Origin of the sequence: Clostridium sp. AF34-13 (assembly GCF_003477845.1) — a bacterium.
GTDB lineage: Bacteria > Bacillota > Clostridia > Lachnospirales > Lachnospiraceae > Butyribacter > Butyribacter intestini.
Genome location: NZ_QUEB01000007.1, coordinates 48,306 through 75,174, shown reverse-complemented (window position 1 = coordinate 75,174; position 26,869 = coordinate 48,306). Strand labels below are relative to the sequence as shown.

At 35.9% G+C, this 26,869-nt stretch carries 20 protein-coding genes and 1 riboswitch; of the genes, 18 read left to right on the top strand and 2 right to left on the bottom strand.

Annotation, left to right across the window (positions count from 1 at the left end):
- Positions 1 to 26 precede the first annotated feature (26 nt).
- The 13 genes from pflB (at position 27) to DWZ63_RS07460 (ending at position 16,760) form a co-directional block, all read left to right on the top strand.
- The gene (gene pflB, locus DWZ63_RS07520) at positions 27 to 2,279 is read left to right on the top strand and encodes a formate C-acetyltransferase (protein WP_055941002.1); all 2,253 of its coding nucleotides are present in this window, start codon (positions 27 to 29) and stop codon (positions 2,277 to 2,279) included.
- Positions 2,280 to 2,684: 405 nt separating this feature from the next.
- Entirely contained in the window at positions 2,685 to 3,437 is a 753-nt protein-coding gene (pflA, locus tag DWZ63_RS07515) for a pyruvate formate-lyase-activating protein (protein ID WP_055941005.1), read from the top strand.
- 82 nt (positions 3,438 to 3,519) lie between these two features.
- Positions 3,520 to 4,500 carry a D-2-hydroxyacid dehydrogenase gene (locus DWZ63_RS07510; RefSeq protein WP_118499321.1) on the top strand — a complete coding sequence of 327 codons (981 nt, stop codon included), beginning with the start codon at positions 3,520 to 3,522 and terminating at the stop codon, positions 4,498 to 4,500.
- A gap of 479 nt (positions 4,501 to 4,979) precedes the next feature.
- The gene (locus DWZ63_RS07505) at positions 4,980 to 6,158 is read left to right on the top strand and encodes a C39 family peptidase (RefSeq protein WP_118499320.1); all 1,179 of its coding nucleotides are present in this window, start codon (positions 4,980 to 4,982) and stop codon (positions 6,156 to 6,158) included.
- A gap of 16 nt (positions 6,159 to 6,174) precedes the next feature.
- Positions 6,175 to 6,558, top strand: a complete 384-nt coding sequence (locus tag DWZ63_RS07500) for a hypothetical protein (protein ID WP_118499318.1) — start codon at positions 6,175 to 6,177, stop codon at positions 6,556 to 6,558.
- A gap of 278 nt (positions 6,559 to 6,836) precedes the next feature.
- Positions 6,837 to 7,022 (top strand): hypothetical protein, encoded by a 186-nt coding sequence (locus DWZ63_RS07495; RefSeq protein WP_147353208.1) that lies wholly within the window; start codon positions 6,837 to 6,839, stop codon positions 7,020 to 7,022.
- A gap of 359 nt (positions 7,023 to 7,381) precedes the next feature.
- The gene (locus DWZ63_RS07490; RefSeq protein ID WP_022013423.1) at positions 7,382 to 8,104 is read left to right on the top strand and encodes a LytTR family DNA-binding domain-containing protein; all 723 of its coding nucleotides are present in this window, start codon (positions 7,382 to 7,384) and stop codon (positions 8,102 to 8,104) included.
- 338 nt (positions 8,105 to 8,442) lie between these two features.
- Positions 8,443 to 9,396, top strand: a complete 954-nt coding sequence (locus DWZ63_RS07485) for an ATP-binding protein (RefSeq protein ID WP_182431457.1) — start codon at positions 8,443 to 8,445, stop codon at positions 9,394 to 9,396.
- A 53-nt stretch (positions 9,397 to 9,449) separates the two neighbouring features.
- Positions 9,450 to 9,744: riboswitch (cobalamin riboswitch) on the top strand.
- 213 nt (positions 9,745 to 9,957) lie between these two features.
- The gene (locus tag DWZ63_RS07480) at positions 9,958 to 10,935 is read left to right on the top strand and encodes a DUF4430 domain-containing protein (RefSeq protein ID WP_182431456.1); all 978 of its coding nucleotides are present in this window, start codon (positions 9,958 to 9,960) and stop codon (positions 10,933 to 10,935) included.
- Positions 10,936 to 11,027: 92 nt separating this feature from the next.
- Entirely contained in the window at positions 11,028 to 11,867 is an 840-nt protein-coding gene (locus DWZ63_RS07475) for an energy-coupling factor transporter transmembrane component T (RefSeq protein ID WP_182431455.1), read from the top strand.
- Between the two features lie 271 nt (positions 11,868 to 12,138).
- A complete protein-coding gene (locus tag DWZ63_RS07470; RefSeq protein WP_118499308.1) occupies positions 12,139 to 13,977 on the top strand; it encodes an ABC transporter ATP-binding protein in 1,839 nt (612 codons plus the stop codon).
- Positions 13,967 to 14,929, top strand: a complete 963-nt coding sequence (locus DWZ63_RS07465; RefSeq protein WP_118499306.1) for an ECF transporter S component — start codon at positions 13,967 to 13,969, stop codon at positions 14,927 to 14,929. Before DWZ63_RS07470 ends, DWZ63_RS07465 begins: the two co-directional genes overlap by 11 nt.
- 25 nt (positions 14,930 to 14,954) lie before the next feature.
- Positions 14,955 to 16,760, top strand: a complete 1,806-nt coding sequence (locus DWZ63_RS07460) for a DUF4430 domain-containing protein (protein ID WP_118499304.1) — start codon at positions 14,955 to 14,957, stop codon at positions 16,758 to 16,760.
- Positions 16,761 to 16,930: 170 nt separating this feature from the next.
- On the opposite strand, the gene DWZ63_RS07455 is transcribed toward DWZ63_RS07460, so the two are convergent.
- Together DWZ63_RS07455 and DWZ63_RS07450 are read right to left on the bottom strand one after the other, a co-directional pair.
- Positions 16,931 to 19,021, bottom strand: a complete 2,091-nt coding sequence (locus tag DWZ63_RS07455) for an aminopeptidase (protein WP_055941056.1) — start codon at positions 19,019 to 19,021, stop codon at positions 16,931 to 16,933.
- Between the two features lie 192 nt (positions 19,022 to 19,213).
- The gene (locus DWZ63_RS07450) at positions 19,214 to 20,485 is read right to left on the bottom strand and encodes a DUF3880 domain-containing protein (RefSeq protein WP_118499302.1); all 1,272 of its coding nucleotides are present in this window, start codon (positions 20,483 to 20,485) and stop codon (positions 19,214 to 19,216) included.
- Positions 20,486 to 20,868: 383 nt separating this feature from the next.
- On the opposite strand from DWZ63_RS07450, the gene DWZ63_RS07445 reads away from it, so the two are divergent.
- From DWZ63_RS07445 to DWZ63_RS07425, 5 genes are all read left to right on the top strand, one after another.
- A complete protein-coding gene (locus DWZ63_RS07445; protein ID WP_055941061.1) occupies positions 20,869 to 22,704 on the top strand; it encodes a methyl-accepting chemotaxis protein in 1,836 nt (611 codons plus the stop codon).
- On the top strand, positions 22,688 to 23,629 hold the full coding sequence (locus tag DWZ63_RS07440; protein ID WP_055941064.1) for a DNA glycosylase: 942 nt from the start codon (positions 22,688 to 22,690) through the stop codon (positions 23,627 to 23,629). The genes DWZ63_RS07445 and DWZ63_RS07440 overlap by 17 nt, the downstream gene beginning before the upstream one ends.
- A gap of 90 nt (positions 23,630 to 23,719) precedes the next feature.
- Positions 23,720 to 24,190, top strand: coding sequence for a tRNA adenosine(34) deaminase TadA (gene tadA / locus DWZ63_RS07435; protein ID WP_055941067.1), 471 nt, complete (start codon positions 23,720 to 23,722; stop codon positions 24,188 to 24,190).
- Positions 24,191 to 24,454: 264 nt separating this feature from the next.
- A complete protein-coding gene (locus DWZ63_RS07430; protein WP_118499300.1) occupies positions 24,455 to 25,159 on the top strand; it encodes a YoaK family protein in 705 nt (234 codons plus the stop codon).
- Between the two features lie 282 nt (positions 25,160 to 25,441).
- Complete coding sequence (locus tag DWZ63_RS07425) at positions 25,442 to 26,815, top strand: MATE family efflux transporter (RefSeq protein ID WP_118499298.1); 1,374 nt, start codon at positions 25,442 to 25,444, stop codon at positions 26,813 to 26,815.
- Positions 26,816 to 26,869: the final 54 nt, after the last annotated feature.

Here is a 26,869-nt window from a genome sequence, read left to right as displayed (position 1 = left end):
TTATCAATATACAGGAGGAAATTATCGTGGTAGAGATGAAAGAATGGGATGGCTTTGAAGGAAGACTCTGGAAAGAGGAAATCAATGTCAGACAGTTTATTCAGGACAACTATACACCATATGAAGGTGATGAATCATTCCTTGAGGGACCTACTGAGGCTACAGATAAGCTTTGGGGAGCACTTCAGAAACTTCAGAAAGAAGAGAGAGCAAAAGGCGGAGTGCTTGATATGGATACAAAAATCGTATCTTCGATTACTTCACATGATGCGGGATATATAGATGAGTCGTTAAAGGACTTAGAGAAAGTAGTAGGACTTCAGACAGATAAACCTCTCAAGCGTGCATTTATGCCTTATGGCGGTATCAAGATGGCAGTTCAGGCTTGCGAGACATACGGATATGAAGTAGACCCTGAGATTAAAAAGATTTTCACGGTATATCACAAAACTCATAATACTGCTGTATTTGATGCATATACACCTGAAATGCTTAAGGCGCGTCACAATAAGATAATGACAGGACTTCCTGATACATACGGTCGTGGTCGTATCGTAGGTGATTACAGACGAGTTGCGCTTTATGGTATCGACTTCCTTATTGAAGAGAAGAAGAAAGACAAGCTCAAATGTGGAAGCGGAAGCATGAAAGGCGAAGTTATCCGTCTTAGAGAAGAAATCGCAGAACAGATTCGTGCCCTTGAAAACATGAAGAAAATGGCTGAGATTTACGGATTTGATATTTCTGAGCCGGCAAAGAATGCAAAAGAAGCAATCCAGTGGATTTACTTCGGATACCTTGCAGCGATCAAGACACAGAACGGTGCAGCGATGTCAGTAGGCCGTGTATCAACATTCATTGATATTTATATAGAGAGAGATATGAAGAAAGGCATCCTTACAGAGAAAGAAGCACAGGAGCTTATCGATCATATGACAATGAAGTTCAGAATGGTTAAATTCGCAAGAATCCCATCATACAATGAACTTTTCTCAGGTGATCCGGTATGGGCTACACTTGATGTTGCAGGTACAGGTGTTGACGGACGCTCAATGGTAACAAAGACTGATTACCGTTTCCTTCATACACTTGAGAACATGGGACCTGCTCCTGAGCCAAATCTTACGGTATTTTATTCATCAAAACTTCCTGATAACTTTAAGAGATATGCAGCTAAGATTTCCATCACAACAAGCTCTATCCAGTATGAGAACGATGATGCAATGAAGCCTGTATGGGGTGATGATTACGCTATCTGCTGCTGTGTATCAGCAACACAGACAGGTAAGGAAATGCAGTTCTTCGGTGCAAGAGCAAATCTTGCTAAGTGTCTTCTCTATGCTATCAACGGTGGTGTTGATGAAAAGACAGGCGACCAGGTAGGACCTAAGTACAGACCTATTACATCTGAGTACCTTGACTATGATGAGGTAATGGAAAGATATGATGACATGATGGACTGGCTTGCAGACCTTTATGTAAATACGCTTAACCTCATCCAGTATATGCATGACAAGTATTATTATGAGGCAGCAGAGCTTGCACTTATGGATACAGACTTAAAGAGAACATTTGCAACAGGTATCGCAGGATTTTCTCATGTAATTGACTCGCTTTCAGCTATCAAATATGCAAAGGTTAAGGTTATCCGTGATGAGAACGGACTTGCAAAAGATTATGAGATAGAAGGAGATTTCCCTAGATACGGAAATGATGATGACAGAGCAGACGAGATTGGTGTATGGCTTCTTGGAACATTCATGGATAAGATTAAGAAGCATCACACATACAGACGCTCAGAGCCTACAACATCAATTCTTACAATCACATCAAATGTAGTTTACGGAAAAGCAACAGGTTCAATGCCTGACGGAAGAAAAGCCGGAGAGCCTTTATCACCTGGAGCAAACCCAAGCTACGGTGCAGAAAAGAGCGGACTTTTAGCTTCGCTTAACTCACTCACAAAACTTCCATATGAGTGGGCACTTGATGGAATTTCAAATACACAGACAATCAATCCGGGAGCACTCGGAAACGAGGATGGCGAGCGTGTGACAAACCTTGTTCAGGTAATGGACGGTTACTTCGACCAGGGAGCACATCACCTCAATGTCAATGTATTCGGTAAAGAAAAACTTATCGACGCTATGGAGCATCCTGAGAAAGAGGAGTATGCAAACTTCACAATCCGTGTATCAGGATATGCAGTTAAGTTCATTGACCTTACAAGAGAGCAGCAGCTCGATGTAATCGCAAGAACCTGCCATGACCATATGTAGGAAATCATAAGCTTGGTGTACTATGATTTTTAATGATGTTTAAGAAGAAATGGTATGCAAAAGGCATTTAATACTATCAAGCAGGCAGCAAAGCCTATCACGAATATCCGCTTGATAGATATTGAAAAAATAGCTGCCAAACGCACGCAGGTGTGGGCAGTAAATAAATAACTCCCAATTGCCGCCGGAAAGGCGGTGATGGGGAGTTTTTTGTTGAAATTTATGTCATGGATTGCAATTTTTACAATCATGCAAATAGCAATTTGTATGTAAAAATATATTGTTATCTATATTTGATGCTTTCATAACTTAATGATAAAAATCAATAAGCTATGTATAATTTCATGAGCAAATCTGCTATACTATAAGCGATTTAGGAATATAAAAAAAGAAATGGAGATTATTATGTCAGAAAATAAACAGATATATGCAAGAGTACATTCAATAGAAAGTTTTGGTTCGGCAGACGGGCCGGGAGTGAGATTTCTTGTCTTTTTACAGGGTTGCAATATGCGTTGTAAATATTGCCATAACCCTGATACATGGAAACTTCCGGGGGATGACTATGATAATTTAAAGACGCCGGAGGAACTTTTAAAACAGGCTAAAAGATACAAAAGTTATTGGGGAAAGACCGGCGGCATCACGGTAAGCGGCGGCGAAGCACTTTTACAGATAGATTTTCTTATCGAATTTTTTAAACTTGCAAAGCAGGACAAAATTCATACAACACTCGATACCGCCGGAAATCCGTTTACAAGAGAGCCGGAGTTTTTCGACAAGTTCAATGAACTTTTAAAATACACGGATTTATTTATGCTCGACATAAAACATATAGATGATGAGGAGCATAAAAAACTTACGGGATTTACAAATAAAAATATACTTGATATGGCTGAGTATCTTTCAAAACAGGGAAAAGATATGTGGATAAGACATGTTCTTGTTCCGGGGATAAATGATGATGAGAAATATTTAAAAAGACTTTATGAATTTATCTCAAAATTAAAGACAGTCAAAAAAGTTGAGATACTTCCTTATCATACGCTTGGTGTATTTAAATGGAAGGAACTCGGTTACAAGTATAGCCTTGAGGATGTCGAGCCGCCTACAAAAGAGCAGGTGGAGAGGGCAAAGGAGATACTTCATATTAAATAGAAGATGTATTGTGGGATTGGAAAATGGTTAATTGCAGATGTTTTTCACATGGTGTAAAAGCATATAAAGAAAAGAGGTTAAAATGAATAAAGATAAAAGACCAAAGATAGTTTTTATGGAAGCACAGTCGCTTGGTGATGATATGGATCTGTCTGCTTTTGATAAGCTCGGTGATGTTACTGTATATGATGTAGATACTCCGGCTGAAAATGCAATCCGTATCAAGGAAGCAGATATTGCCATTATGAATAAGATAAAGATGGATGAGTCTATTTTAAAGGATGCAAAAAATCTGAAACTTATCTGTATCACGGCTACAGGAACTGACCCAATTGATGTTCCTTATATAAAGAAGCGTGGAATTGCGGCTTCTAATGTTGTCGGCTATTCTACGGAGGCAGTGGTGCAGCATACCTTTTCGCTGCTTTTTTATCTGTGGGAAAAGTCGAGATTTTATGATGACTATGTAAAGAGAGGTGAGTACGAGAGACAGGTCGGCTTCGGCTGTTTTCCAGAGAAGTTTCATGAGCTTGCAGGTAAGACATGGGGCATTATAGGTCTTGGCAGGATTGGCAGGCGTGTTGCTGATATTGCAAAAGCATTTGGGTGTGAAGTTATATATTATTCAACTTCGGGAAAAAACAGTAACAGCGATTACAGACAGGTTTCGTTTGATGAACTGCTTTTAAAATCTGATATAGTGTCAATTCATGCACCGCTAAATGATGCGACAAGTAAACTTATGAATGAGAGTGCATTTAAGAAGATGAAAGAAGATGCGGTACTTTTAAATCTCGGCAGAGGTGGTATTATAGATGATGAAGCATTGGCAGAGGCTATAGAGAATGACGAGATAGGAGCTGTAGGACTTGATGTTTTAAACGGCGAGCCGATAAAGCACGACAATCCTTTAAACAGAATTCTTGACAGAAGCAATGTTTATATAACACCGCATATCGCATGGGCAGCGGTAGAAGCGAGAAAACGCTGTGTGGAGGAAGTTTATAAGAATATTGAGTCATTCCTTAACGGTGAGGTGAGAAATTCGGTGTATGATATTTAGGAGGGGTTAAATTTACCAGTGTGATTTGTAAAATATCTAAGAAAAGGATATTTTACTGGATATTTATGTCAGGTTTTAGAGAAAACTTTAAATTCTTACAAAAATGCTATATTTTTTTACATTAAATAAAAAATAACAAATGCTATGTTATATTAAATATGGTAGGTAATTACGAAATTCATTATTTGTACTTGGAAATTGCATTTATTTATTTGTACAAAATGCCAGCTAACACTATTTGTTAAATCAGCACAATTTAACATTATTAAGGAAGTCACCACATCTATTGCGTAGAGAGCGTGGGGGACTTGCTTGTATCAGGAGAGGGACAAGCCGCTTCTGATACATATGCTGAGGTAGCAGCTAATAGTGTTATGAGCAAGTAGCAGAGCGGATTGCGAATATCCGCTTGACTAATATATTATGAGAGTTTCGCAAATGCCTAAGAAGAATATGGAATTTAAAGGAGGAAAGTCATTATGAAAAGTTTTATGTCAAATATTAGTAGAGTATTTTTGGTGGTTTTAGCAATTTTTTTGTTTGGGAAAAAAGTTAATGCAAATGGGGTAACAAATTATAATGATATTTTTTTGACAAATTCAACAGAAAATAATTCAGTGTACATATCTGATAAAATTAATAAATTTGCCTTAGAACATTATGCTGAAATATCTGACTATGCGAGAGAATATATTGGGGAAAATGGTGATACAGAAGAAAAGCTTTATATTGGAGAACCATTTTGTGTAATAAATGTTGACGAAATTAATCAACAAAGTGTAGTATATTATCCAATTATGGATACAAATAAGAAATATAAGTTATTAATGGAAGTTGTTTGTATTAACAATGAACTACAATGTGGTGTGAGTACAGAAATGGTAGAATGTTTGAATCAGATAGATTATTATAATAGAGATTATGTGTTTTATTTAGAAGATGATATTCTTATAGCGCAATCCGATTTAGAAAAAGTAGAGTTTTTTGGGGATTCTAAGGAAATATATTACGGCAGTTTAGATTATTTTAAGTTATATAATAAGAGTATCGGAGTTATGTCAAATATTGAACAAAGTTATGTAAATATAACAGATTATGATAATACAGAAATTGTGATGGAAAAATATCAAGCAAAATTTTCAAGTCAAATTAATGATACAAATTTAAAAGAAACAATGCTGAAGTTAAATAATCCTAAAGGGCAGGGAAATCACAATTTATGTTGGGCTGCTTCAGTTGCAACTATAGTTAATTATGTAAATGGTAAAGATATATCTGCTAGAGCAGTAGCTGATATTATAGGTAGAAATTATGAAAAAGGTGGAACTATATATGACAAACAAAATGCTTTAGAGAAGTATAAAATTAAATATGAAATTAGACGAGGAAGGGTTTTAAAATGGGCTGAAATTATAAAGAATATTGATGCAAAGAAACCAGTGTCTATATCAGCTAGGTCGTTGGATTTAGGTCATTCGGTAACAATAATAGGGTATAGAAGACATAAGGCAGATGAATATATAGCTATATGGGATTCGGCATTAAATAATGATTTAGGCGGTACTAAGATAATATATTATAAAGGAGAAAAAACAACTTTTAAGTCATCTGTAAATGGACCAGTATTTACATGGGTTTCATCATTGTCTAAAAAGTAAGGAGTTGAATGATTACATGAAAAAAGGAAAAATTTTTGTATTGTGCATTGTGGTTTGCCTTATCTTAATTTTTGCAGTCTATAGTAACAGAAAGGTAAAGGGAGTAAAACTTTTTGGTTTTGCAAAGCCTGAGAAAATGACGATAGAAATGGAGATTGGTTCTGTAAGAAATAAAGTCATGGCAGATAAGGACAAAGAAAAGTTTATTTCATACCTTAATAATGCCGGCTATAAAAAAGTAAAAAGTGAATTGATTGAGGGAGTCAGTGTACTTTATATAAAAAGTAAAGAAAAAAAATGGCAGATTGGGATTGCCGGGTCAAAAGTATTTTATAATGGAAAATGTTATGAGATGGATAGAGAGGTTATTAACGATTTAAGAGAACTGGCAGGGTTTTAAACGCAGATAGAGAAAAGCTAATATCTGATTTACCTGAAAATGAGTGTTGCCGGATAATGTAAGTGTGAGCAGAAATAAAAAGCCTTACATCTTTAAATTCTTACAAAAACGCTTTGTTTTTTTACATCCTGCATAAAAATGCAATGAAATATGTTATTATTTTCATTGTAAATAGGTGTATTTTTGCCGGGAGTAGTGAGTTATAAGATTACCGTAGTATTGCAGATGTGATAAACGGTAATGATATAAATTGCGGCAGAAAGGAGGAAAAATGCAGGATGTTTGACAGTGATGAAATTTCCGAGAGACTTACAAATCGTCTTATAAGAAAAAAAACGGCTGAGTTGGGCGAGATTGAAGAGTATCAGCGGAGAATCAAAAAGACGATAATATATTTGAAAAATTTTATCATTGTATTTATCATCATAGTTGTGATTATTGTTTTGTGTCTGAAAGTATTATGAGAAGGCAGCAGAGTGGATTTAGGATATCCGCTTGAATGTTTACACTATGTATTGTTGACGGCAAAAATTTCATACATGGTGCAGTATTTGGTATGGGTGATAATAATTTTTGGTTCGTGAAGATAGGAGAAAAGGGTTAAGGTTGATATAAATAAATTACGATGTCTTGTGCAAAAGATGTTTTGTATCATGCATCATAAATTATAAAAGTATAATATATTATATGAAATAAATCAGAATGTTTCCGGTTGCACAAAATATGTGGATATCAGATATAAATCATTTTGACTTAGTTTATATATGATGTTATACTTTTTTTGACATATTTTTGACAAACGGTAATAGAAATGGAGTACAATGTGATAAAGATTGCTATATGTGACGATGAACCACAGTTTTGTTCCGATTTAGAGCGGACACTTATTAAAATATTAGATAAAAAATGTATAGAATATGATATTGATGTTTTTTATTCTGGGGTAGAACTTTGTGAAAAAATAGAAACAGGTGAGCTGCCATATTGCTATGATATGCTGTTTCTTGATATTCAACTTCCCAATATGAACGGTGTCGATATTGGAAGATATATAAGGCAGCAGCTTAAAAATCAAATAGTTCAGATAGTTTATGTTTCTTCGCAGAGAGAGTATGCTATGGAACTTTTTGATTTCAGACCGCTTAATTTTCTTATAAAACCCATAGATGAGAGTGCCATATTAAATGTCGTAGAACAGTTTGAGGAAATAAACGAAAAGGATAATTATTTATTCAGATTTAAAAAAGGCCGTGATTTTTATAAAATTCCGATAAGCAAAATTTTATATTTTGAACGAAAGGGAAGAAAAATTTATGTTCATTTGCAAAATGAAGAATATGATTATTATGATTCTCTCGAACTAATATATGAAAATCTGAAACAGTATGATTTTTTATTGATTCATAAATCATATCTTATTAATTATCGTTTTGTAAAGATAATGTCATATGATCATGTCGTTTTGGTTGATGGTACACAGATACCGATAAGTCAGGCAAAAAGAGAGCAGATAAGAAAAGAATTCATGAAGATAGAGGGAAGATAATGGATAAGATATGGTATATACTAACTTACTTAATTGTAAATGCACTGGATTTGGGTGTTACGGCAAAGTATATGAATTTTTTTCTTGGAAAACTGAAAGTGCAAAAAAACAGAGCAGGGATTACATATATTTTATGTTATATTATAGGCAGTTTACAGTATATTTTATTCCCGATTCCGCTGGTTAACGGGATTACATCGTTTATTATATTATATTTTATTGCGGACTGTTATGAGAAAAAATTAAACAGAATAATGTCAACAGTAGTGCTGGTTTTTATGTTTCCACTTATGTGTGAATTGGTACTTGGACTAATAATAGATGGAGGCAATAGAAATATGACTCAAAATGGATATTTTGGGGAAACATACCAGCTTATTTGTATTAGTATAATGCAGATATTATTATGTTGTGTTGTGACCAGCTTTAAAAATGTTAATTCAAAATTGCAGCTTCCAATAGGATTTAATATATCTATAATCTTAGTGATTTTGCTGATATATTGCATGGAATTAATGATTTATATGAGCAAAGATGTAAGCCAAAATATAAAAATAATATCAGTATTTTTGTCATTGTTTATACTTATGCTTATAATGTATATGTATGATTTGATGTCCGGAAGTTATATAAACAGTATCCATACAAAAATGATGGAGCGTGAAAATATATATTCTGCAAAACAGGCTGAGGTTTTACGGAAGAATAGTGATAGTATTAGAAAAATCAGGCACGATATGAATAATCATCTCTATGTGCTTGAATCATTGATTGATGAAGATGGCGAAAATGTTGAGGCAAAAAAGTATATTGAACAGATGATAGGTAAGATTAACCAGGCGAAAATGTATTGTGATAGTGGGAATGTGCAGCTAGACAGTATTGTAAATTACAAATTGAGTGAAGCAGCAGAGAAAGATATAAACATTGAATTAATTACAAAACTGCCTGAAATAATTGAGGCTGACATGGGAGATATGGTGACTGTACTTGGAAATATACTTGATAATGCCATAGAAGCTGCACAGATTCCTGATAAAGACAGATATATAAAACTTGATATTAAATATAAGTCGGGAGCAATGTTTATAACTTTGAAAAATAGTTATGATGGCAGAATAAATGCTAAGAATGGTGTTTTAAAGACAATAAAAAGCAATAAGATAGAGCATGGAATCGGATTAAACAGCGTACAGGAGGTTGTACAAAAATATAATGGGGAAGTCGAGATGGAGTATGATGATAGGGAGTTTTGCATAATGATTGTTCTTTATATGAATAATTATTGTTAAAAAGGCATATATAAAATTTTTATTATGTGTGATATACTTTCTTTGATATTGTCAGTGAGCTGTACTTTGCCGGCCGCCGCAGGCAGGTTAAAGAGACAGACTTAAAAGGGAATGCAGTGAGATGCTGCAGCAGCCCCCGCTACTGTAAGAAGGATGATTTTTTGTGCATGGTATAAAGACTTTATCAATATACAAGTAGTGCTATGAGCAGGTAGCATGATATGTTATGAAGAGTTTTATGCTTTGTTTAAAGCCACTGTGAAAAGACTATAGCCAGACAAATTCATGGGAAGGTAAAAAATCAGTTGAGTTCGAGCCAGGAGACCTGCTGACAAGGAGATTTTAGCTACCTTGCTTATCAGGTCTACTTCGGTGGGAAGTATCAGAGCGGATAGTGTTTTTTTGTTATGCAAAGACAAAAAGAAATCTCCGATTGGGGATTTTTTATTTTGTCTTTTTTAATGTTATAGGAAGTTTTGCAAATATTTATCATATGTGTGTTTGTCAGGAAAAAACAGTACATGAATATGGATTAGTAAGCAAACAAGAATGGAGATTTATATGAAGAATTATAGAAAATTTCTCATTCCTATAGTTTTAGTGGTTTTGTTAGTGCTTGGTGTTTCAAGGCTTGATATACAGTCGGTTAAAAATCATGATATGGCAGATGACAATATTGTTGCCGAAGAAAGCGATAAATCATCTGACAATGATACCTCGTCTGAGATTAAAGAGGATGAGAACAGCTTGCAGCAGGATGATAAAAATGATATAGGGCGAAGTGAGGATAAGACAGATAGTGGAGATATTGCAAGTGATGAAAAAGAAGAGGGGAAGAATTTAAAAAAGAAAAATACTTCTAAAAAAGATGCCCTAAAAAATGGAAGTTCAGGCGAGAGTAAGAAATCTAAAAAAGAAAGCGGTTTAAAAAATAAAAGTAATACCAGGAATGACAAAAGTATTTCCGCAAATAAAAATACGGAAAAAAAGAGTAATGTATCAGAAAAAAATACAAATAAAAAGAACACAACAAGGAAAAATAAGACAAATAAGGATGCTGCAAAGAAAAACACATCTGATAAGAATACAAAAAAAGATAATACTTCTGTATCAGATAAAAATTTAACCGATGAAAAAGATGATAAAAATTATATCAAATGTGATGTGACGATTGATTGTACTATTCTTCTTTCAAATATGGATAAACTAAATAAAAATGCGAGAAAATATGTGCCCGACAGCGGAAAGCTGCTTGATAAAACAAGTATTAAAATAAAAAAAGGTTCTTCGGCATATGATGTGCTGACAGCGGTATGCAAGCTAAAAAAGATTGCATATGATGCTGAATACTCACCAATTTACAAAACTTCATATGTAAAGGGGATTGGTTATCTCTATGAAAAGATGGCAGGTGATATGAGCGGCTGGCTTTATCTTGTTGATGGAGTTACGCCAAATGTAGGGTCATCGGCTTATAAACTGAAAGGTGGAGAGCATATAGAATGGACTTACACCTGCAGCGGCAGGGCGGGAAGTTGATAATATATAGATTTTTTACATTCAAGATTTGTATATGTGCACACTTGACACAAATTTTATAAAAAACATATGCAGAAATGAGGATTAGTATAGTGAAAAAAGGATTGTTAAGAGAATTGCACCCGGCAGTAAGTATGTTTTATTTTATCATGCTGCTTATAATGACAATGTTTACACTAAATCCCGTGATAATAACAGTGTCATTTGTGATGGCACTGTTTGGAGTATTAAGGCATAAAGGAACAGGAGCACTAAAAATGACAGCAATGTTATTTGTTCCGATAATGTTATTTTCAGTGATAATACTTCCAATTTTTAACCACAACGGAGTAACGCCTCTGTTTTATGTAAACGATATGGCAGTAACATTAGAAAATATCATATATGGATTGTTTATGACAATAATGCTCATGGCGGTGTCACTGTGGTTTGTAACGGCAGGATGCATGACAGACTCAGAAAAAATACTATATATAACAGGAAAAATATCACCTAAAATTTCACTTGTAATCTCAATGGTGCTGCGTTTCATACCGATGATGATAAAAAGATGGCGGGAGATACATGAAGCACAGATAGGAATGTTATGTACACAAAATACGGGGATGATACCCAAAGCAAAGCAATTCACAAAAGAATTGTCAATTCTCATATCGTGGAGTCTTGAAAACTCCATAGACACATCTGTATCAATGGAATCAAGAGGATACGGAACAGGCAGAAGAAGCAGTTACCACAGATTTAGGATAAAAAAGAGGGACATAATATTCATGATTGCATTTATAGTCATATCTGTATTGATAATATACACATTGTGCACGGGAAGATTTGAAACATATTACTTCCCGGAAATTGAAATAAAAAAAGCAGATGCGGTGGCAGTATCAGCGGTCATATTCCAGTGTATATATATGTGTGCAGCACTTATATGATATAAGATGAATGTAAATTTTAAAGTAAAAAATATATGCTTGAGAAACTATTGCAACATATATGAAGTATTTTAAACACAAAAGTGTAAAAGGAAAACTGTATATCAAAAATCAATCTCAAAATTCTTCATTCAGAAGAATCCGAGAGTTTATAAATAGGCGTTTGCGAAACTCTCAGTAAACTATACTTTGTATATGCTGCACAAAATTTAACAATATGTAATGAGTTTCGCAATTGCCTAGAGTTTATAAACTAGGAAAGGAGGTCACAATGCTTAAATTTGATAATGTCTCATTCAGATACCCCAATCAGTCCCAAAATGCAATAACAGATATCTCTTTCGAGATAAAAAAAGGCGAGTTTGTTTTGCTCTGTGGGGACTCAGGCTGTGGCAAGACTACGCTGTTAAGGCACGCAAAGAAAAATCAGATACCGACAGGGCATGGCAGCGGAAAAATGTATTTTGACGGGAAAGACATAGAGTTTATGGACGACCGGGAGAGTGCCGCATTGATAGGATATGTCGGGCAAAGCCCTGACGGACAGATAGTGACGGACAAGGTCTGGCATGAGCTTGCCTTTGGACTTGAGAGTCTTTCATTTGACAGGGAAACAATGTACAGACGGATTGCTGAAATGTCAGAGTATCTTGGGATAAGCGGCTGGTATGAAAAAAAGACTGAAGAATTGTCGGGAGGCCAGAAACAGATATTAAATCTTGCGTCCGTTATGGTAATGCATCCCAAAATACTGATACTCGATGAACCTACATCGCAGCTTGATCCCGTTGCAAGTGAGAGATTTTTGCAGAACATATTCAGATTGAACAGGGATTTTGGTGTGACGATACTCATATGTGAGCAGAGAGTACATGAAGTTATTCACATGGCAGACCGTGTTATGCTAATGAAAGACACAAGAGTTATCGGATTTGATGATGTGAGAACGATAGTGCATCAAATGAAAGAAAAATCCAGCAAGGTCTATGAAGCACTTCCGGGTTATATGAAACTTTGGAGTGAGTATGGTAAAATGGGAAAACTGCCATTGACGATAAGAGATGCAAAATTGTGGATAGAGGACATAAAAAACGACATATCTGTTAAAATAAATGCTCACAATAAAATGTCTGAAAAAGAAATGACAGACGATAGGGAATGTATGAATAATACTGCGGTGGTAAAAAATAAATCTGAACAGGATGGTATCAGACCGCATAAAAAGTCTGAAAATGACAGAAAAATAAAAGATATATTAATATCAGCAGAAAATTTAAGTTTTTCATACGGAAAAAATGAGGTTTTAAAGGATTTTTCGATAGACATAACAGGTGGAAAAATTTATGCGGTTATGGGCGGAAACGGCTCTGGAAAGACAACAGCATTAAAAATACTTGCAGGCATTTACAAAAAGAAAGGCGGCAGGATTAAAAAGCTAAAAGATTTAAGAAGTGTATATCTGCCGCAAAATCCGCAGACCGTATTTACTGAGATAACTGTTTATGATGAACTGCTTGAGGTATTTAAAAGCCACAGGGATTTATATGAGGGAGCACAGTTTGTTGACAATAATATAAAAGAAATGCTTGAAAAAATGGAGTTGTCAGAAAAAAAAGACTCGCATCCGTTTGATTTAAGTGTTGGACAGCAGCAGAGACTTGCAATAGGAAAAGTATTGCTGCTAAAACCTGATGTTTTGATGCTTGATGAGCCGACAAAGGGAATTGACGGGGAGTTTAAGAAAAAGCTTGCCGTGATGTTTGATGAAATGAAAAGAGCAGGGATTGCCGTTGTGATTGTGTCGCATGATATTGATTTCTGCGCGGAAAATGCAGATGAATGTGGGCTTTTATTTGATGGGGAACTTACAAAAATGCAGACGGCGGAAGAATTTTTCAGGCAGAATTATTTTTATACGACAGACATATGCAGGATATTTTCAGATATTTATGATGAGCAGGCAGATTTGTATGGATTTGTGACGGATGACAGAAAGTCAGATATAAACCGAAATAAGATTTACAAAAAAACAGATGTGCGGCAGATGGAGAGTAAACGGATATGTTTACCGGTAAATTACAGACAGGCGGTGGAATTATTTGAGAAATAAATATGTAAGTCGCAGAAATTATGATGAGGAAAAGATAAAAAAGAACATATTAAAAAGAAAAATATCCGTATGGCTTGTAATAATAACCCTGATACCGACTTTGCTTTATATATCCAGTTATGTATTAAGACAGAAACATTATCTGTTTATAAGTATGTTTATGCTTGTAGCAGTTATGCTGCCGTTCTTTGTAAGTTTTGAATACAAGGCAATAAGGGCAAGGGAGATAGTTCTTTTTGCGATGATGGTATCTTTCTGTGTGTCATTTAATCTCTTATGTGCACATACAATTCCACTGCATGGTGGAAGTGCGGTGGTAGTTTTATCGGGTATAGCGTTAGGACCTGAAGCCGGATTTCTGACGGGTGCACTTGGAAGATTTATATGCAATTTTTTTGACGGCCAGGGGCCGTGGACACCGTGGCAGATGGTATCATGGGGTCTTATAGGTTTTATAAGCGGAGTTGTATTTGTGAGATATGACTTAAGAGGAAAGAAAGATTTAAAAAACAACAGCTCGTTTATAACATTAATTGCGAGTGTAATATTGTTTGAAGTGACGGGGTATCTCTTTGTAGTGTTTACCGGCAGGGATATGGCAGACACAAAAGGCATAATGCTTTATATATTTGGTCTTGCAGGACTTATAACAGGCGGTCTTTTGCTGCGGAAAAGACTAAAAACAGACAGTATAGTTATGGCAGTATTTACATTTTTAGTGATATTTATAATATATGGAGGCATAATGAATTTTGCGGCACTTATAATGCAAAGTTCATATACAAAAGGTACAGGGATAAACCTTGCCGCATTGAAGGCACTTTATATAACGGGAGTGCCATATGATATAATGCACGCGGCAACAGCGGCATTATGTGTATTTTTAATAGGAGAACCATTCCTTAAAAAAATAGAAAGGGTTCAGATAAAATACGGGATATACCGTATGTAAAAAACATATTTATGGAGGTAAAAAGATGAGGAACAAAAAAGCGATAAGCATTGCATTATCAGCAGTAATGGCATTTACAACGGCGTTTGGAATGACAAGCGTAAAAGCAAATGCAGACGAAAAGGAAAAGATTGTTGTCTATGTGGCAGCAGAAGGAAAGAATGCATCAGGCTCGGCAGTAGCAGTAAGCAAAACAGCCATTCAGCTTGATGAGGGTGCGGTAGCAGAAGATGCTATTAAAACAGCACTTGACAAATCAGCATACAAGGATAACTATAAGATTTCATCTTCATCATGGGGTGACAGCCTTGATTCAATAGCAGACCTTGATATGTATAATGTCGGAAACGATTGGTATTATTGGGGCTTTTTTGTAAACGGACAGTATGCAAATCTTGGAATCAGCAGCCAGAAAGTAAACAATAATGACAAGATAAGTCTTATCTACAGCTATAACAACTACAATACAAGTGCATCATGCTTCAATGATGATGCTTCAAAAAATCCTGCTGGATATTCGGTATATTCAGAAAAAGCGAAAAAAGCCCAGGATGTACTTGCACAGAAGATTTATGATACTACATTTAAGAGTGGAAAATATGTACCGGGTGTAGAAGATTCATCAGGACTTTATACAGTATTCTCACTTGCAAGAGCAGGTTTTAAGGCAGACAAATTTTACGATGCAGTTTATGCAAAAGTTAAAACACAGCTTGGAGCAATAAAGAAAACGACAGGTAAATTCTATGATGATACAAACAAAAAATATGTATCACAGGGAAGCATATTAAAAGACGGTGCAGCAAGCCAGACATATGCTAAGATTGCACTTTGCGTAACGGCACTTGGAAAAGACGCATCAGATGTAAGCGGATTTAATCTTATAGAAAAACTTGCTGATAAGAGCATTTACGAAGCATCAAGCATCTACAGCAGAGAGACAATGATACTTATGGCAATTGACTCAAAGAACTATGAGTTAAAGACAGGAGACAACTATCTTACAAGAGCAGAACTTGTAAACAAGACCGTATCTGATGTTGACAGCCAGATTAAAACATCACTTGAGTGGAACAGCCTTGACAGTGCGGTAATGCAGATTCAGCCACTCTATGCATATGAGACAAAAGACGAGGCAGGTGTAGATAAAGAGGCAGTAAAGAAAGCCTGCGATAAGGTACTTAGTCTTATTTATAATATGCAGGGAGCAGACGGAAAATACGGAGATTCATACTCAGCAAGCAATGCTTGGACAACTGCTCAGATAATGATAACAGCAGGATTATTTAACATTGATGTGGCAGCAGAAGAAAACGGAACAGACCTCATCAAAAACGGTGTTACACTTTACGATGATGCACTCGGATTTGTAGATACAGACAAAAATACTGTAGATGAGGGTCTTATGTCATTCCAGCCGGAACAGCTTCTCAGAGGACTTAACGCAGCAGTAAGAGCATCAGAAAAAAGTGAACGTATGCTTCCGGTAGAAAAAGTGGCATACACAGCATCAGATGACGCAAAATATACACTTCCAAAAGAAAATAAAACAACAGCAGCAAAACTTGCCAAAGCAAAAATAACAAAACTTACAGCAGGCAAAAAACAGCTCACTGTAAAAATTGCAAAAGTAAAAAATGCAAAATCATACAAAGTACAGGTATCAACAGATAAGAAATTCAAGAAAAAAGTAACAACAAAAACAACAAAGAGCACAAGCCTTACAATCAAGAAACTTAAATCAAATAAGAAATATTATGTAAGAGTGCAGGCTGTATCAGGCAAGACAACAGGAACATACAGTGTAGTAAAAAATGTGAAAGTAAAATAATCACAAATCATAATCAGTAAGATAACAAAAAGGCGGGATTGAATTTAAATCCTGCTTTTTTCACATTGTAACGACATCCAAAACACAGCAGGAAAGGGATTATTATCGTGGCTGAATGGAGCGGGAGCGTCCATGAGGTCTGATAATAATCCCTTTCCTGCGTCCGTTGGTTAATCCTCAAAAACCTCATTGAGTGCCTCAGTTCCCGCAAGCACAAATCTTCCGTTTTTGATTATAGTGATTTTTTCATCATTTTCAGTATGCACCACAATATCCCCCAGTTCAGAATAAGGAATTGTTATATCAGTGTGGCAGTTAAAGTAAGCTTTTTCAGGTTCGCTGTTTCTAAGTTTAGAAAAATCATTTTCCTTAGCGACCATTTGCTTACCGTCAGGATTGTAAGTCACAAGGTCTTCTTCATGTGAAAAACAGGTGTCACCGACTGCAAAGTGAGGACCGGTCTTTTCTGCGATAAGGATAGGGAGCAGACCTGAGATATTATATTTTAATCCCATCATATATGCAGTTGTGTTTGTACCGATTGCAAATTCGCCGATAGGAAGTGTATCATGTCTGTAGAGAACATTCTCATGTATATATTTTTTGTTTTCTTCCTCATTTTCAAAGTTTTTGCAGGTATAATCAGTAACACAGCCGTCTTTAAATTTAAGTTCAAGGTCCTTATATTTCAGATTGTCAAGGTAAACCTCAGTTACATGAAGAACACCCTCAGTACCCTTTAATTCCGGGGAAGTAAAGACTTCACCGAGAGGGATATTTACATCATCAAGACAGTTCTCAAAAACAGTCTGTTTTTCTGGGACGGTTTTCTTTACGAGATTTATCTTCATGTCAGTGTGGTTATTGCCACGGCCGGTAACGGTAACATAATCCCCTTTATCAAGTGCATTGATTATATTTGTTTGTATTTTTTCGTATTTATCTGAGTCGAGAGTATTTACTTTTACAGTTTCTTCAAAGATTTTTTCAAACTTTCTGCCGATGTCAGGAACAGGGAAAGCAATGATAGTAAAGCTTATCTTATCCTGTGGTATATAATTGTTTGTGAGCATACCTTTTTCAGAACGGAAAGCGATAAGCTGCTTTTGGTGTTTATCACTGTATTTTGGCAGGCAGTCTTTTTCAACAGGTGCAAAAGGTTTCTCACCAAAACTTTCGATAAGTGCAGGACCGGCAAATTCTGCGGCTGCATCTTTCATTGACTCATAGGCAAGTTTATATTCAGAGAGCTGTCTGTCGGCATAACCTTTATCAAATATAAGTGCGAGGTCGTTGCGGTGGTCGTACTCAAACTGTTTGTTTGCCGATGCACCGTGAAAACCGACTTTGTACATTGAGGTGCGTGAACCTATCGCAAATGAAGCCCTGTAGATAACCGGTTCAAGACCATTTTCCCTAAACTGTAAAACAGCAGACTTTATGATACGCTCAAAGCCGAGCGGGTATCTGATATTGACTGTTTTCTTGCCTGACATATCCATGTTGTAGACTTTGTAGCCTTTGATGATACCCTGTGTAAAAGTATGAGCTATAGAGTCGATTTTTTCCTGAGGCAGGCTGTTTAAATATTTTGCGGTCTTTACCTCATTGTCAGTGACATATTCACCTGAAAAATAGAGGTATCTCAGGTCCTCAAGATTTTCATTCATTATTATATCTTTGATAAAAGACATTTCAGGGTTGAGCATATCGTTAAGACCTGCCTTGATGGTAACATCACTGTAATCAAAGAAATAATAATAAAGTGCAGACCTTATTTGTTCCGGTTTGCAGTCAGAGTCCTCAAAAAGATTGTATATCTCAATAAAAAGCTCAAATATAGTTGTAAGATTAAAAAGCCGTTCTTCGATAGCATTAGGAATATTGCTGTGAAGCTCTGCATAGAGAGCACTGAGATACAGACCGGTCTCGGCACCAAAGCGTTTAACCGCATATGCGGGGTTGGTGTAACTTGTCTCATACTTTGCAGGGTCAATATCTTCATAGAGCCCCTGATTGAGATGAAATAATTCAGACTCAGTAAGTGTTTTTAATATATTGTTTTTTGAAAGGTTGTATATTTCGCTTAATTGTAATGCAAAATAAGATGTTTTTATAAAATAACTGTTTAGATGTTTATCGGCAAGAGTGACACTTTGGTCCCAAAGTTCAGTGTGTATCATGCGGATTCGTTCAACAGCAAGGCTGAAACGCTCATAATAATTCTTGTTTTCTTCTAAAATAATTTTATTTTCTGTCATACTATATCCCTCATTTCCTGCACAGTTTTTTGTGCATAGCAAGTTTGTGCAAAGCATAAATCATGTGTGAAAAAAACTGTATATATAGTTTTTTTGCACTTTATTCCAGTATATTCTATAAAAAATAACTGTTAGAGATATGATAGCCCATTTTGTAAAGATATACAAGTTTTCATTTACGAGAATGAGATTTTACCGTGTGTGTTTAACTGTTTTTATGATTTCGCTTATCCTGATTTCGGTCGTGTGCAGGACAGATACTTTTTTATATGCATTGTCAGTGACTTTGTTTCTCAATTCATCGTGTTTCAGGTAAAACGAAGTTTTGTCGATAAGTTCGTCGCTGTCCTCGTATATCACTATATCTTCGTCCGGTTTGAAGAAATTTAAAAGTTCGGGTCTGAAGTCGGTCATTAAAAGTCCGTGACAGCCGATTATATCCCATACACGCAATGACAGTCCTGAGGAGATATTAGGGATTGTCATATTTATATTTATTTTGCTTTTGTTAAATATAAATGGCATTTCAGTCAGGTAATCTACTCTCGGATGTGCGGTTATAAGCGGGAGCGTGGAAGTGTCGCTGTCGGTGAAAAGGTGCACTTTATGTATAAAATTTTTGGAAAGTTTGTTAAGGTTGTTTGTTCTGGTGACAGATGCCGCCTTAAAGCCAAGAACCGTTGTTGAAAACAGTTTTTTTGTTGTCACGAATGAGTCATCACTTTTTTTGTAATCTGTGATTTCTTCTATCATGGAACAAATTTCAGGTGTCAGGAGATTTTCTAAGATATTTCCACCTGAAACCTGAGTCTGTGCAAAAATAGCTCCGTCAAGATAGCCCGTAAGATAATCGGGGAGGTCTGACTGAATTTTATCATACGAATTTTTTTCATACAGACTGCCTACAAAAGATATGTCATATCCAGTTAAAGGTTGTGCCGGTTTAGAAAAATTCTGCACAGGGTAAGTGGCAGAGTCAGTCTCTGTATATTCATGCAGAGTATCAGTGGATTTTGGTAATGGTGGTTCGGTAAATGGATTATTTTTAGTCAGTAGTTGGTCATATCTCTTTACATTTGCCGCAAGTGGAAGATAATATATATTTTTAACACCCATATTTTGAAACTCAATGAAATTGCTATAATCAAATTCAAAAATGATATTTGTATCAAAAAATACATTTCGGTGATACATTGCAAGTAAAGGTGCATCACAGTTCCAACTTACATAGAGGGTGTCAGTATCATGACATGCTCCTGATATAAGCGGGAAAAAATTAATGGAAAAGCAGAAATCATATTTTCCATTTTTAAGTATGGTATAAAGTTTTTCACAGAATGACGGGTCGTTTTCATAGTTTGAGATTTTTTCATTAAAAATATCACAAACGCAGCCGGCATCTTTAAATGCACTTTCAATATCATTCTGATTGTATGAGTTCCAGCGGTATATAAGTATTTTCATGGTGTGCCTCTTAAAAGTTTATTTGTATGAAACTATTTTTATGTTGTCTGATTCAATAATATGATGTTTGGGTCAAAAGGTATTTTACTCTAACTAATGTCACGGATTGCTTCATTGCTATATGCTTTTGTTCCTTGCATCATATAATGATAGTTTCATACACATTTAATATATAGTAGCAAAAGGTGAAATTAAATGCTATATATCAGAAGAAAAAATGTACGGCTGATTTGTTTTGTGTTATCATACTTATATGTATGTTTTTGATGCACAATGGAGTTTTATTGACTGTTGTTAGTTTATTAGTGTATTGCAAGGGGAATATGATGTTGCAGTCACCTGTTATATGAACGGTAACAAAAGAATTGGAGGAATACTAAATTATGAAGAAAAAGAGCAAGATGACGGTTGGAGCACAGCTTATCATGACACTTGGACTTATGATGTTAAGTATGTTTATTGTCGGAGCGTGTGGCTATCTTATGAGAAACAATTCAGTTGAGACGGAGACAGAACTCTATGAGAATTATGGAAAGACGCAGGGTGAAGCGGCAATGGGATTTGCACAGTTTCAGGAAGTCAAAGTCCAGCTTAGAAATGTAATGTATATGTATGTTGGTGATAATGAAAATATAGAAGCATCAAAAAGTAATATCAGTGAAGCCAAAAATACCGTAAATGACTATATGGATGAGGTAAAAGGCGACCTTAAGGATTCTGCTACAAAGACTTTGTATGAAAAAGTAAAAACTAATATAGATGATTATTTTTCAGATGTAGATAAGTGCCTTGAATATTTTGATGCCGGAAAAATACAGGATGCAAGGAATTACTTGAAAGACAATGGAGTCAAGAGTGCAGATAAGGCGGAGGAAAATATTAAAAAGCTTATAAATGAAATAGATAAATATGCACAGAAAAAGCAGGATTATGTCATAGCACAGAATAAAAAAGGTGATTATTTTGTTGCATTTATAATGATTATTGCACTTGCTAATGCGTTTGTTGCATTTTGGTTTATAATGACTACAATACGCAATCCGCTTGTTGAACTTGCCGGTGTTGCAAAGAAAGTATCGGCAGGTGAAGTAGATGTTGATATAACACCTTCTAAGATTGACAATGAAGTTGGAGCCCTTGTTGACGGATTTCAGGCTATGGTTGATAATCTGAAAAATCAGGCTGATACTTTAAAACTTATATCAGATGGAGATATGACGGTATCATATCAGCCAAAATCAGAAAATGATATAGTCGGAAATGCGATAGTAAAACTTATTGCCGACAACAATATGGCATTTTCAAAGATAAGAAATGCGGCAAATCAGATAACGACAGGTTCAGAACAGATAGCTGCGGCGAGTCAGACGCTTGCACAAGGCTCATCAGAACAGGCAAGTGCCATACAGGAAATTTCTGCCTCTATAACAGATATTGCAAATAAGACAAAGGACAATGCACAGAAAGCGGCAGAAGTAAATGATATTGTTGTCCATGCCAAGAGTGATGCGGATGAGAGTAACAGATGTATGCGTGAGATGATTCAGGCTATGAATGAGATAAATGAATCATCAGAAAACATACAGAAGATTATCAAAGTAATAGATGATATTGCATTTAACACAAATATTCTTGCCTTAAATGCGACTGTTGAAGCTGCACGAGCAGGTGAACAGGGAAAAGGTTTTGCAGTAGTGGCGGAGGAGGTTAGAAATCTTGCAGGTCGTTCCGCCGCGGCATCTAAACAGACGGCAGAAATGATAGAGGATTCAATAGCAAAAGTAAAACATGGTTCAGGACTTGTTGAGGATACCGCAAAAGCACTTGGTGTCATATCAGAAATGATAGACAAGATAAACGGACTTAGTGCTAATATTTCAGATGCATCAAATGAACAGGCATCAGCTACTTCACAGATAGACGATGCACTTACACAGGTATCCCAGGTGGTACAGACAAATTCAGCTACAAGTGAGGAATGTGCATCTGCAAGTGAAGAATTGTCGGGTCAGGCAAGAGGACTTGAAATTGCACTTTCAAGGTTCAAGTTAAAAGATGGAAACGGCGGTTCGGATTTCTCAATGGGAAATAATGCATATGGATACAGAAGCAGTAGTTCTATGATAAATTCTGTTATGCCGGATGCGGCTATTAAAAATATAAAGAATGACTACAATACAGATATAAGGCTGGAAGATTCTTATGATAATAAATATTAAAAATTTTAATCTGGAGCAGATAGCAGACTCAGGACAGTGTTTCAGATGGAGAAAACTCGATGAGGGAAAATATCTTATCCCTGCCTATGACCATCAGGTGACGGTGGCACAATCCGGGGAGAAATTTGAATTTTCATGCACCGGGGAAGAATATAAAAAAATATGGGAACATTATTTTGATATGAAAATTGACTATGGCAGGATAATCGATGCCATAGACGACAATGATACATTTTTAAAAGAAGCGGCGGCTTATGGAAGTGGTATCAGGATATTAAATCAGGAATTGTGGGAGATGATAATTTCTTACATAATTTCACAAAATAATAATATCCCACGCATCAAAAAGGGCATAGAAGCAGTCTGCGACAGATACAAGGCAGTAGTGTGCAAAGAAACAGAGTGTCAGCCGATGAGGGAAAATGCAGATAAAAGTATTAAAAATAATGTGAGTAAAAATATCAAGGAAGAGGCAGGACAAAGTAAAAAAGAATTATGTGCCGATAAAACGACAAATGATATAAAGCAGAATGAAAATGTGATATACGGATTTCCGCATCTTGCTGACATTGAGAAAAACGGTGGCAGGGAGAGTCTTAGTGAGCTTGGTCTTGGCTATCGTGATGAATATATATGGCTTATGTGTCAGTATGAGCATGAAAATACGGACTTTTTTGAACGATTGCGAAAGTGTGATTATGAGCATAGTATGAAAATGCTTATGGAACATAAAGGAATAGGAAAGAAAGTTGCAAACTGCATAAGTCTTTTCGGACTTCATCACCTTGATGCGTGTCCTATAGATGTGTGGATGAAAAAGATAATAGACGAGGAGTACGACGGAGTGAAGCCTGCGTGGATGAGTGACAGATATGCAGGAGTTTACCAGCAATATGCGTTTTTCTACAAGAGAGACAGGAAATAGGCTGTTAAATCAAGTTTAGTAAAAAAGAAGTAATAGTTATTTTTGATAAAACCGTTATAGAATAATAGGCAGGATAGGGAATAAAGAAAAGTGAGTAATGATGAAAAATATATGAAAGAGGCTCTGAAGCAGGCAAAAAAAGCTGCGTTGATAGATGAAGTTCCGATTGGCTGCGTTATCGTACATGATGATAAGATAATTGCCAGAGGTTATAATAAACGAAATAAACTTCACAGCACTCTGGGTCATGCGGAGATTTCCGCAATCAAAAAAGCAAGTAAGGCTTTGGGAGACTGGAGGCTTGAGGAGTGCACGATGTATGTGACATTAGAGCCGTGTCCAATGTGTGCAGGAGCTATCGTGCAGGCGAGGATTCCAAAAGTAGTGATAGGAGCCATGAATCCAAAAGCAGGATGTGCAGGCAGTATCTTAAATATGTTTCAGATAAAAGAATTTAATCATCAGGTAGACTCTGTTGATGGTGTTTTACAGGAGGAGTGCCAGATTATGATGAAAAATTTTTTTAAGGAACTGCGTGAGAGAAAAAAGAAAAACAGATGAAAGTTTTTGAATGAGGGGCTGAACTGTTACGGGAAAATTTCAAAGTGTGTGCATTGGTTTGACATTAAAAAAATGCTCTGCTATAATATATTCGCTTAATTTTATGAAGTGAAAGCAAATAAATACTTAATTTTAATATATTTTTTGTTCAAATTAAACAAAAAATCAATATATGATGTAAGTGTTAAAAGTCCAAAATGTGATGGTGCCTGCACAAATGAACGCTTTAACCAGGCATCAGGAGTATAGAATCGAGGCAGAGAGATGAACAGTGAGAGTGAAGTATCAGACGATTTTCGTAAAAAATTACATTGTACAATGGCTTTTATAGGAGGTTATATCGGAGCATATGCACTTTTAAACAGGGCAGATGTATTTGGCAACGCACAGACATCAAATCTTATCCATGTAGCTATGAGTATAGTAGGGACAGATTTTTTAGACCTCTTTATAAGGCTTGGCGGTGTGTTTCTATATATGGCAGGTGTGACACTTGTTGTTATATGGCAAAAGATTACAAAGATAAACGTTCACTACCTTGCTGTCGTAGTCGATGCACTTGCATTTATAATGCTTGGATTTTTTCCTAAAGATATGGACATAATTGTATCACTGTATCCGATATTTTTTGCGGCGGCAGTCCAGTGGACTTCATTTTCGGGAGTTTACGGATATAACTGTTCGACGATATTTTCAACAAACAACCTCAAGCAGTTTACTATGGCAGGAGTTGAATATATTTGCAGCCATGACAAAAAATTTAGTCATAAAGCCAAATTTTACGGAAGCGTACTTATAACATACCATTTTGGAGTTGCCTGTGAGTTTTTTGTAAATCAGGTATTCGGGATAAAGTCTTCATGGTTTGGACTTGTGGCAGTTGCGATAGCGTTTGTTATGGTAGCTGTCGAGCAAGGAGCATTATCAGGAATATTTGGAATGATATTTGGAGTAAAGAGGACAGCTTGAAAAATAACTGGTGTCTATGCATACTGGGGAAATTTGATAGATAAAAGTAAAATAACTGAGTAGCGATATGCGTAAATCCGAGTTAAATTTAAGGATTTACGCATATTTTTCCGTTGATATAAGGTATGTCATTTCTGATATGTTTGTAAAAGCTGTTAATAATTTTATAAGCAAGTAGCAGAGTAAATTGCAAATATCCGCTTGACTAGCAAAAAATACAAAATTGGTGTCTTTGTACACTTGATATGAAAAATAAACATAAAGAGAGAAATGAGGGATAAAATGAGTGAGATAAAAAAAGAAAATCCGTTGGAGATGCTTCCGATAAATAAACTGCTGGTAAAATTTTCAGTACCGAGCATAATTGCCATGCTGGTGACGGCACTGTATAATATTGTAGACCAGTTTTTTATCGGACAGGCTGTAGGTTCACTTGGCAATGCGGCAACCAGCATTTCATTTCCGTTGTCGATAACCTGTATCGCCATAGCATTGTTGTTTGGAATAGGCGGTGCGTCAGCATTCAATCTTTCAATGGGAGCTGGAGACAAAAAAACGGCGGCTTACTATATCGGAAATGCTGCGGCAATGTTATTTTTATGCGGACTTGTTTTATGTATAGTGAGCGAGATGTTTTTAAAACCAATGCTGTTATTTTTTGGTTCATCAGATAATGTACATCCTTATGCAATGACATATACAAGGATAACAGCGATAGGATTTCCGCTTGTCATTCTTACGGCTGGCGGCGGTCATCTCATAAGAGCCGATGGAAATCCTAATATGGCAATGATATGTAATCTTATAGGTGCGGTAATAAACACGGTGCTGGATGCTATATTTGTTTTTGGACTGAACCTGGGAATGGCAGGGGCAGCTTTTGCAACGATAATAGGTCAGTTTGTATCGGCAGTTGTTGTAGTGGTTTATATGCTCCATTATAAAACAGTGAAATTGCAGAAAAAGCATCTTGTCATTCGGACAAAATATGTAAGCAGAGTGGCAGCACTCGGCGGTTCACCGTGCAGTAATCAGGTTGCAATGATGATAGTACAGATAATATTAAACAAATCATTGAAACATTACGGCTCAATGTCAGTATATGGCGAGGATATTCCGGTGGCTTGTGTCGGCATCATAACAAAAGTAAACCAGATGTTTTTCTCATTTGTAATAGGTCTGTCACAGGGACTTCAGCCTATTGCAAGTTTTAATTATGGAGCAAAGAAATTTGACAGAGTAAAAAGTGCCTACAAAAAATCAATGGTATGCGGATTTACAATGTGTATCATAGCGTTTATAATGTTTCAGGTTTTTCCAAGACAGATAATATCGGTGTTTGGAAAAGGGGATGAAACTTACTATACATTTGCGGTAAATTATTTCAGGATATTTTTATTCTGCACCTGCGTAAACTGCTTGCAGCCGATAACATCAACATTCCTTACGGCAATCGGAAAACCAAAGGGCGGTATGTTTTTATCTCTTACAAGACAGATAATCTTTTTACTTCCATTAGTTATTGTGCTGCCGCTTATCATGGGAATAGACGGAATAATGTATGCAGGACCGATAGCGGACGGACTTGCAGCAGTCGTAGCTATTGTTATGATAAGAATAGAATTTTCGAGAGAGGAATATAGGGTGAATGAATAAAAATGTTGAAATAAAAGCGGCAATATGCAATTATTGTTAATATAACATTAAAAA

What these genes read in the sequence shown, in the direction of transcription:
- DWZ63_RS07445 (WP_055941061.1), top strand. Translation starts at nt 20,869, where the DNA reads ATGAAGAAAAAGAGCAAGATGACGGTTGGAGCACAGCTTATCATGACA.
- DWZ63_RS07450 (WP_118499302.1), bottom strand. Translation starts at nt 20,485, where the DNA reads ATGAAAATACTTATATACCGCTGGAACTCATACAATCAGAATGATATT.
- DWZ63_RS07495 (WP_147353208.1), top strand. Translation starts at nt 6,837, where the DNA reads ATGTTTGACAGTGATGAAATTTCCGAGAGACTTACAAATCGTCTTATA.
- DWZ63_RS07480 (WP_182431456.1), top strand. Translation starts at nt 9,958, where the DNA reads ATGAAGAATTATAGAAAATTTCTCATTCCTATAGTTTTAGTGGTTTTG.
- DWZ63_RS07485 (WP_182431457.1), top strand. Translation starts at nt 8,443, where the DNA reads ATGACTCAAAATGGATATTTTGGGGAAACATACCAGCTTATTTGTATT.
- DWZ63_RS07500 (WP_118499318.1), top strand. Translation starts at nt 6,175, where the DNA reads ATGAAAAAAGGAAAAATTTTTGTATTGTGCATTGTGGTTTGCCTTATC.
- DWZ63_RS07425 (WP_118499298.1), top strand. Translation starts at nt 25,442, where the DNA reads ATGAGTGAGATAAAAAAAGAAAATCCGTTGGAGATGCTTCCGATAAAT.
- DWZ63_RS07470 (WP_118499308.1), top strand. Translation starts at nt 12,139, where the DNA reads ATGCTTAAATTTGATAATGTCTCATTCAGATACCCCAATCAGTCCCAA.
- DWZ63_RS07510 (WP_118499321.1), top strand. Translation starts at nt 3,520, where the DNA reads ATGAATAAAGATAAAAGACCAAAGATAGTTTTTATGGAAGCACAGTCG.
- DWZ63_RS07440 (WP_055941064.1), top strand. Translation starts at nt 22,688, where the DNA reads ATGATAATAAATATTAAAAATTTTAATCTGGAGCAGATAGCAGACTCA.
- DWZ63_RS07505 (WP_118499320.1), top strand. Translation starts at nt 4,980, where the DNA reads ATGAAAAGTTTTATGTCAAATATTAGTAGAGTATTTTTGGTGGTTTTA.
- DWZ63_RS07460 (WP_118499304.1), top strand. Translation starts at nt 14,955, where the DNA reads ATGAGGAACAAAAAAGCGATAAGCATTGCATTATCAGCAGTAATGGCA.
- pflA (WP_055941005.1), top strand. Translation starts at nt 2,685, where the DNA reads ATGTCAGAAAATAAACAGATATATGCAAGAGTACATTCAATAGAAAGT.
- DWZ63_RS07455 (WP_055941056.1), bottom strand. Translation starts at nt 19,021, where the DNA reads ATGACAGAAAATAAAATTATTTTAGAAGAAAACAAGAATTATTATGAG.
- DWZ63_RS07430 (WP_118499300.1), top strand. Translation starts at nt 24,455, where the DNA reads ATGAACAGTGAGAGTGAAGTATCAGACGATTTTCGTAAAAAATTACAT.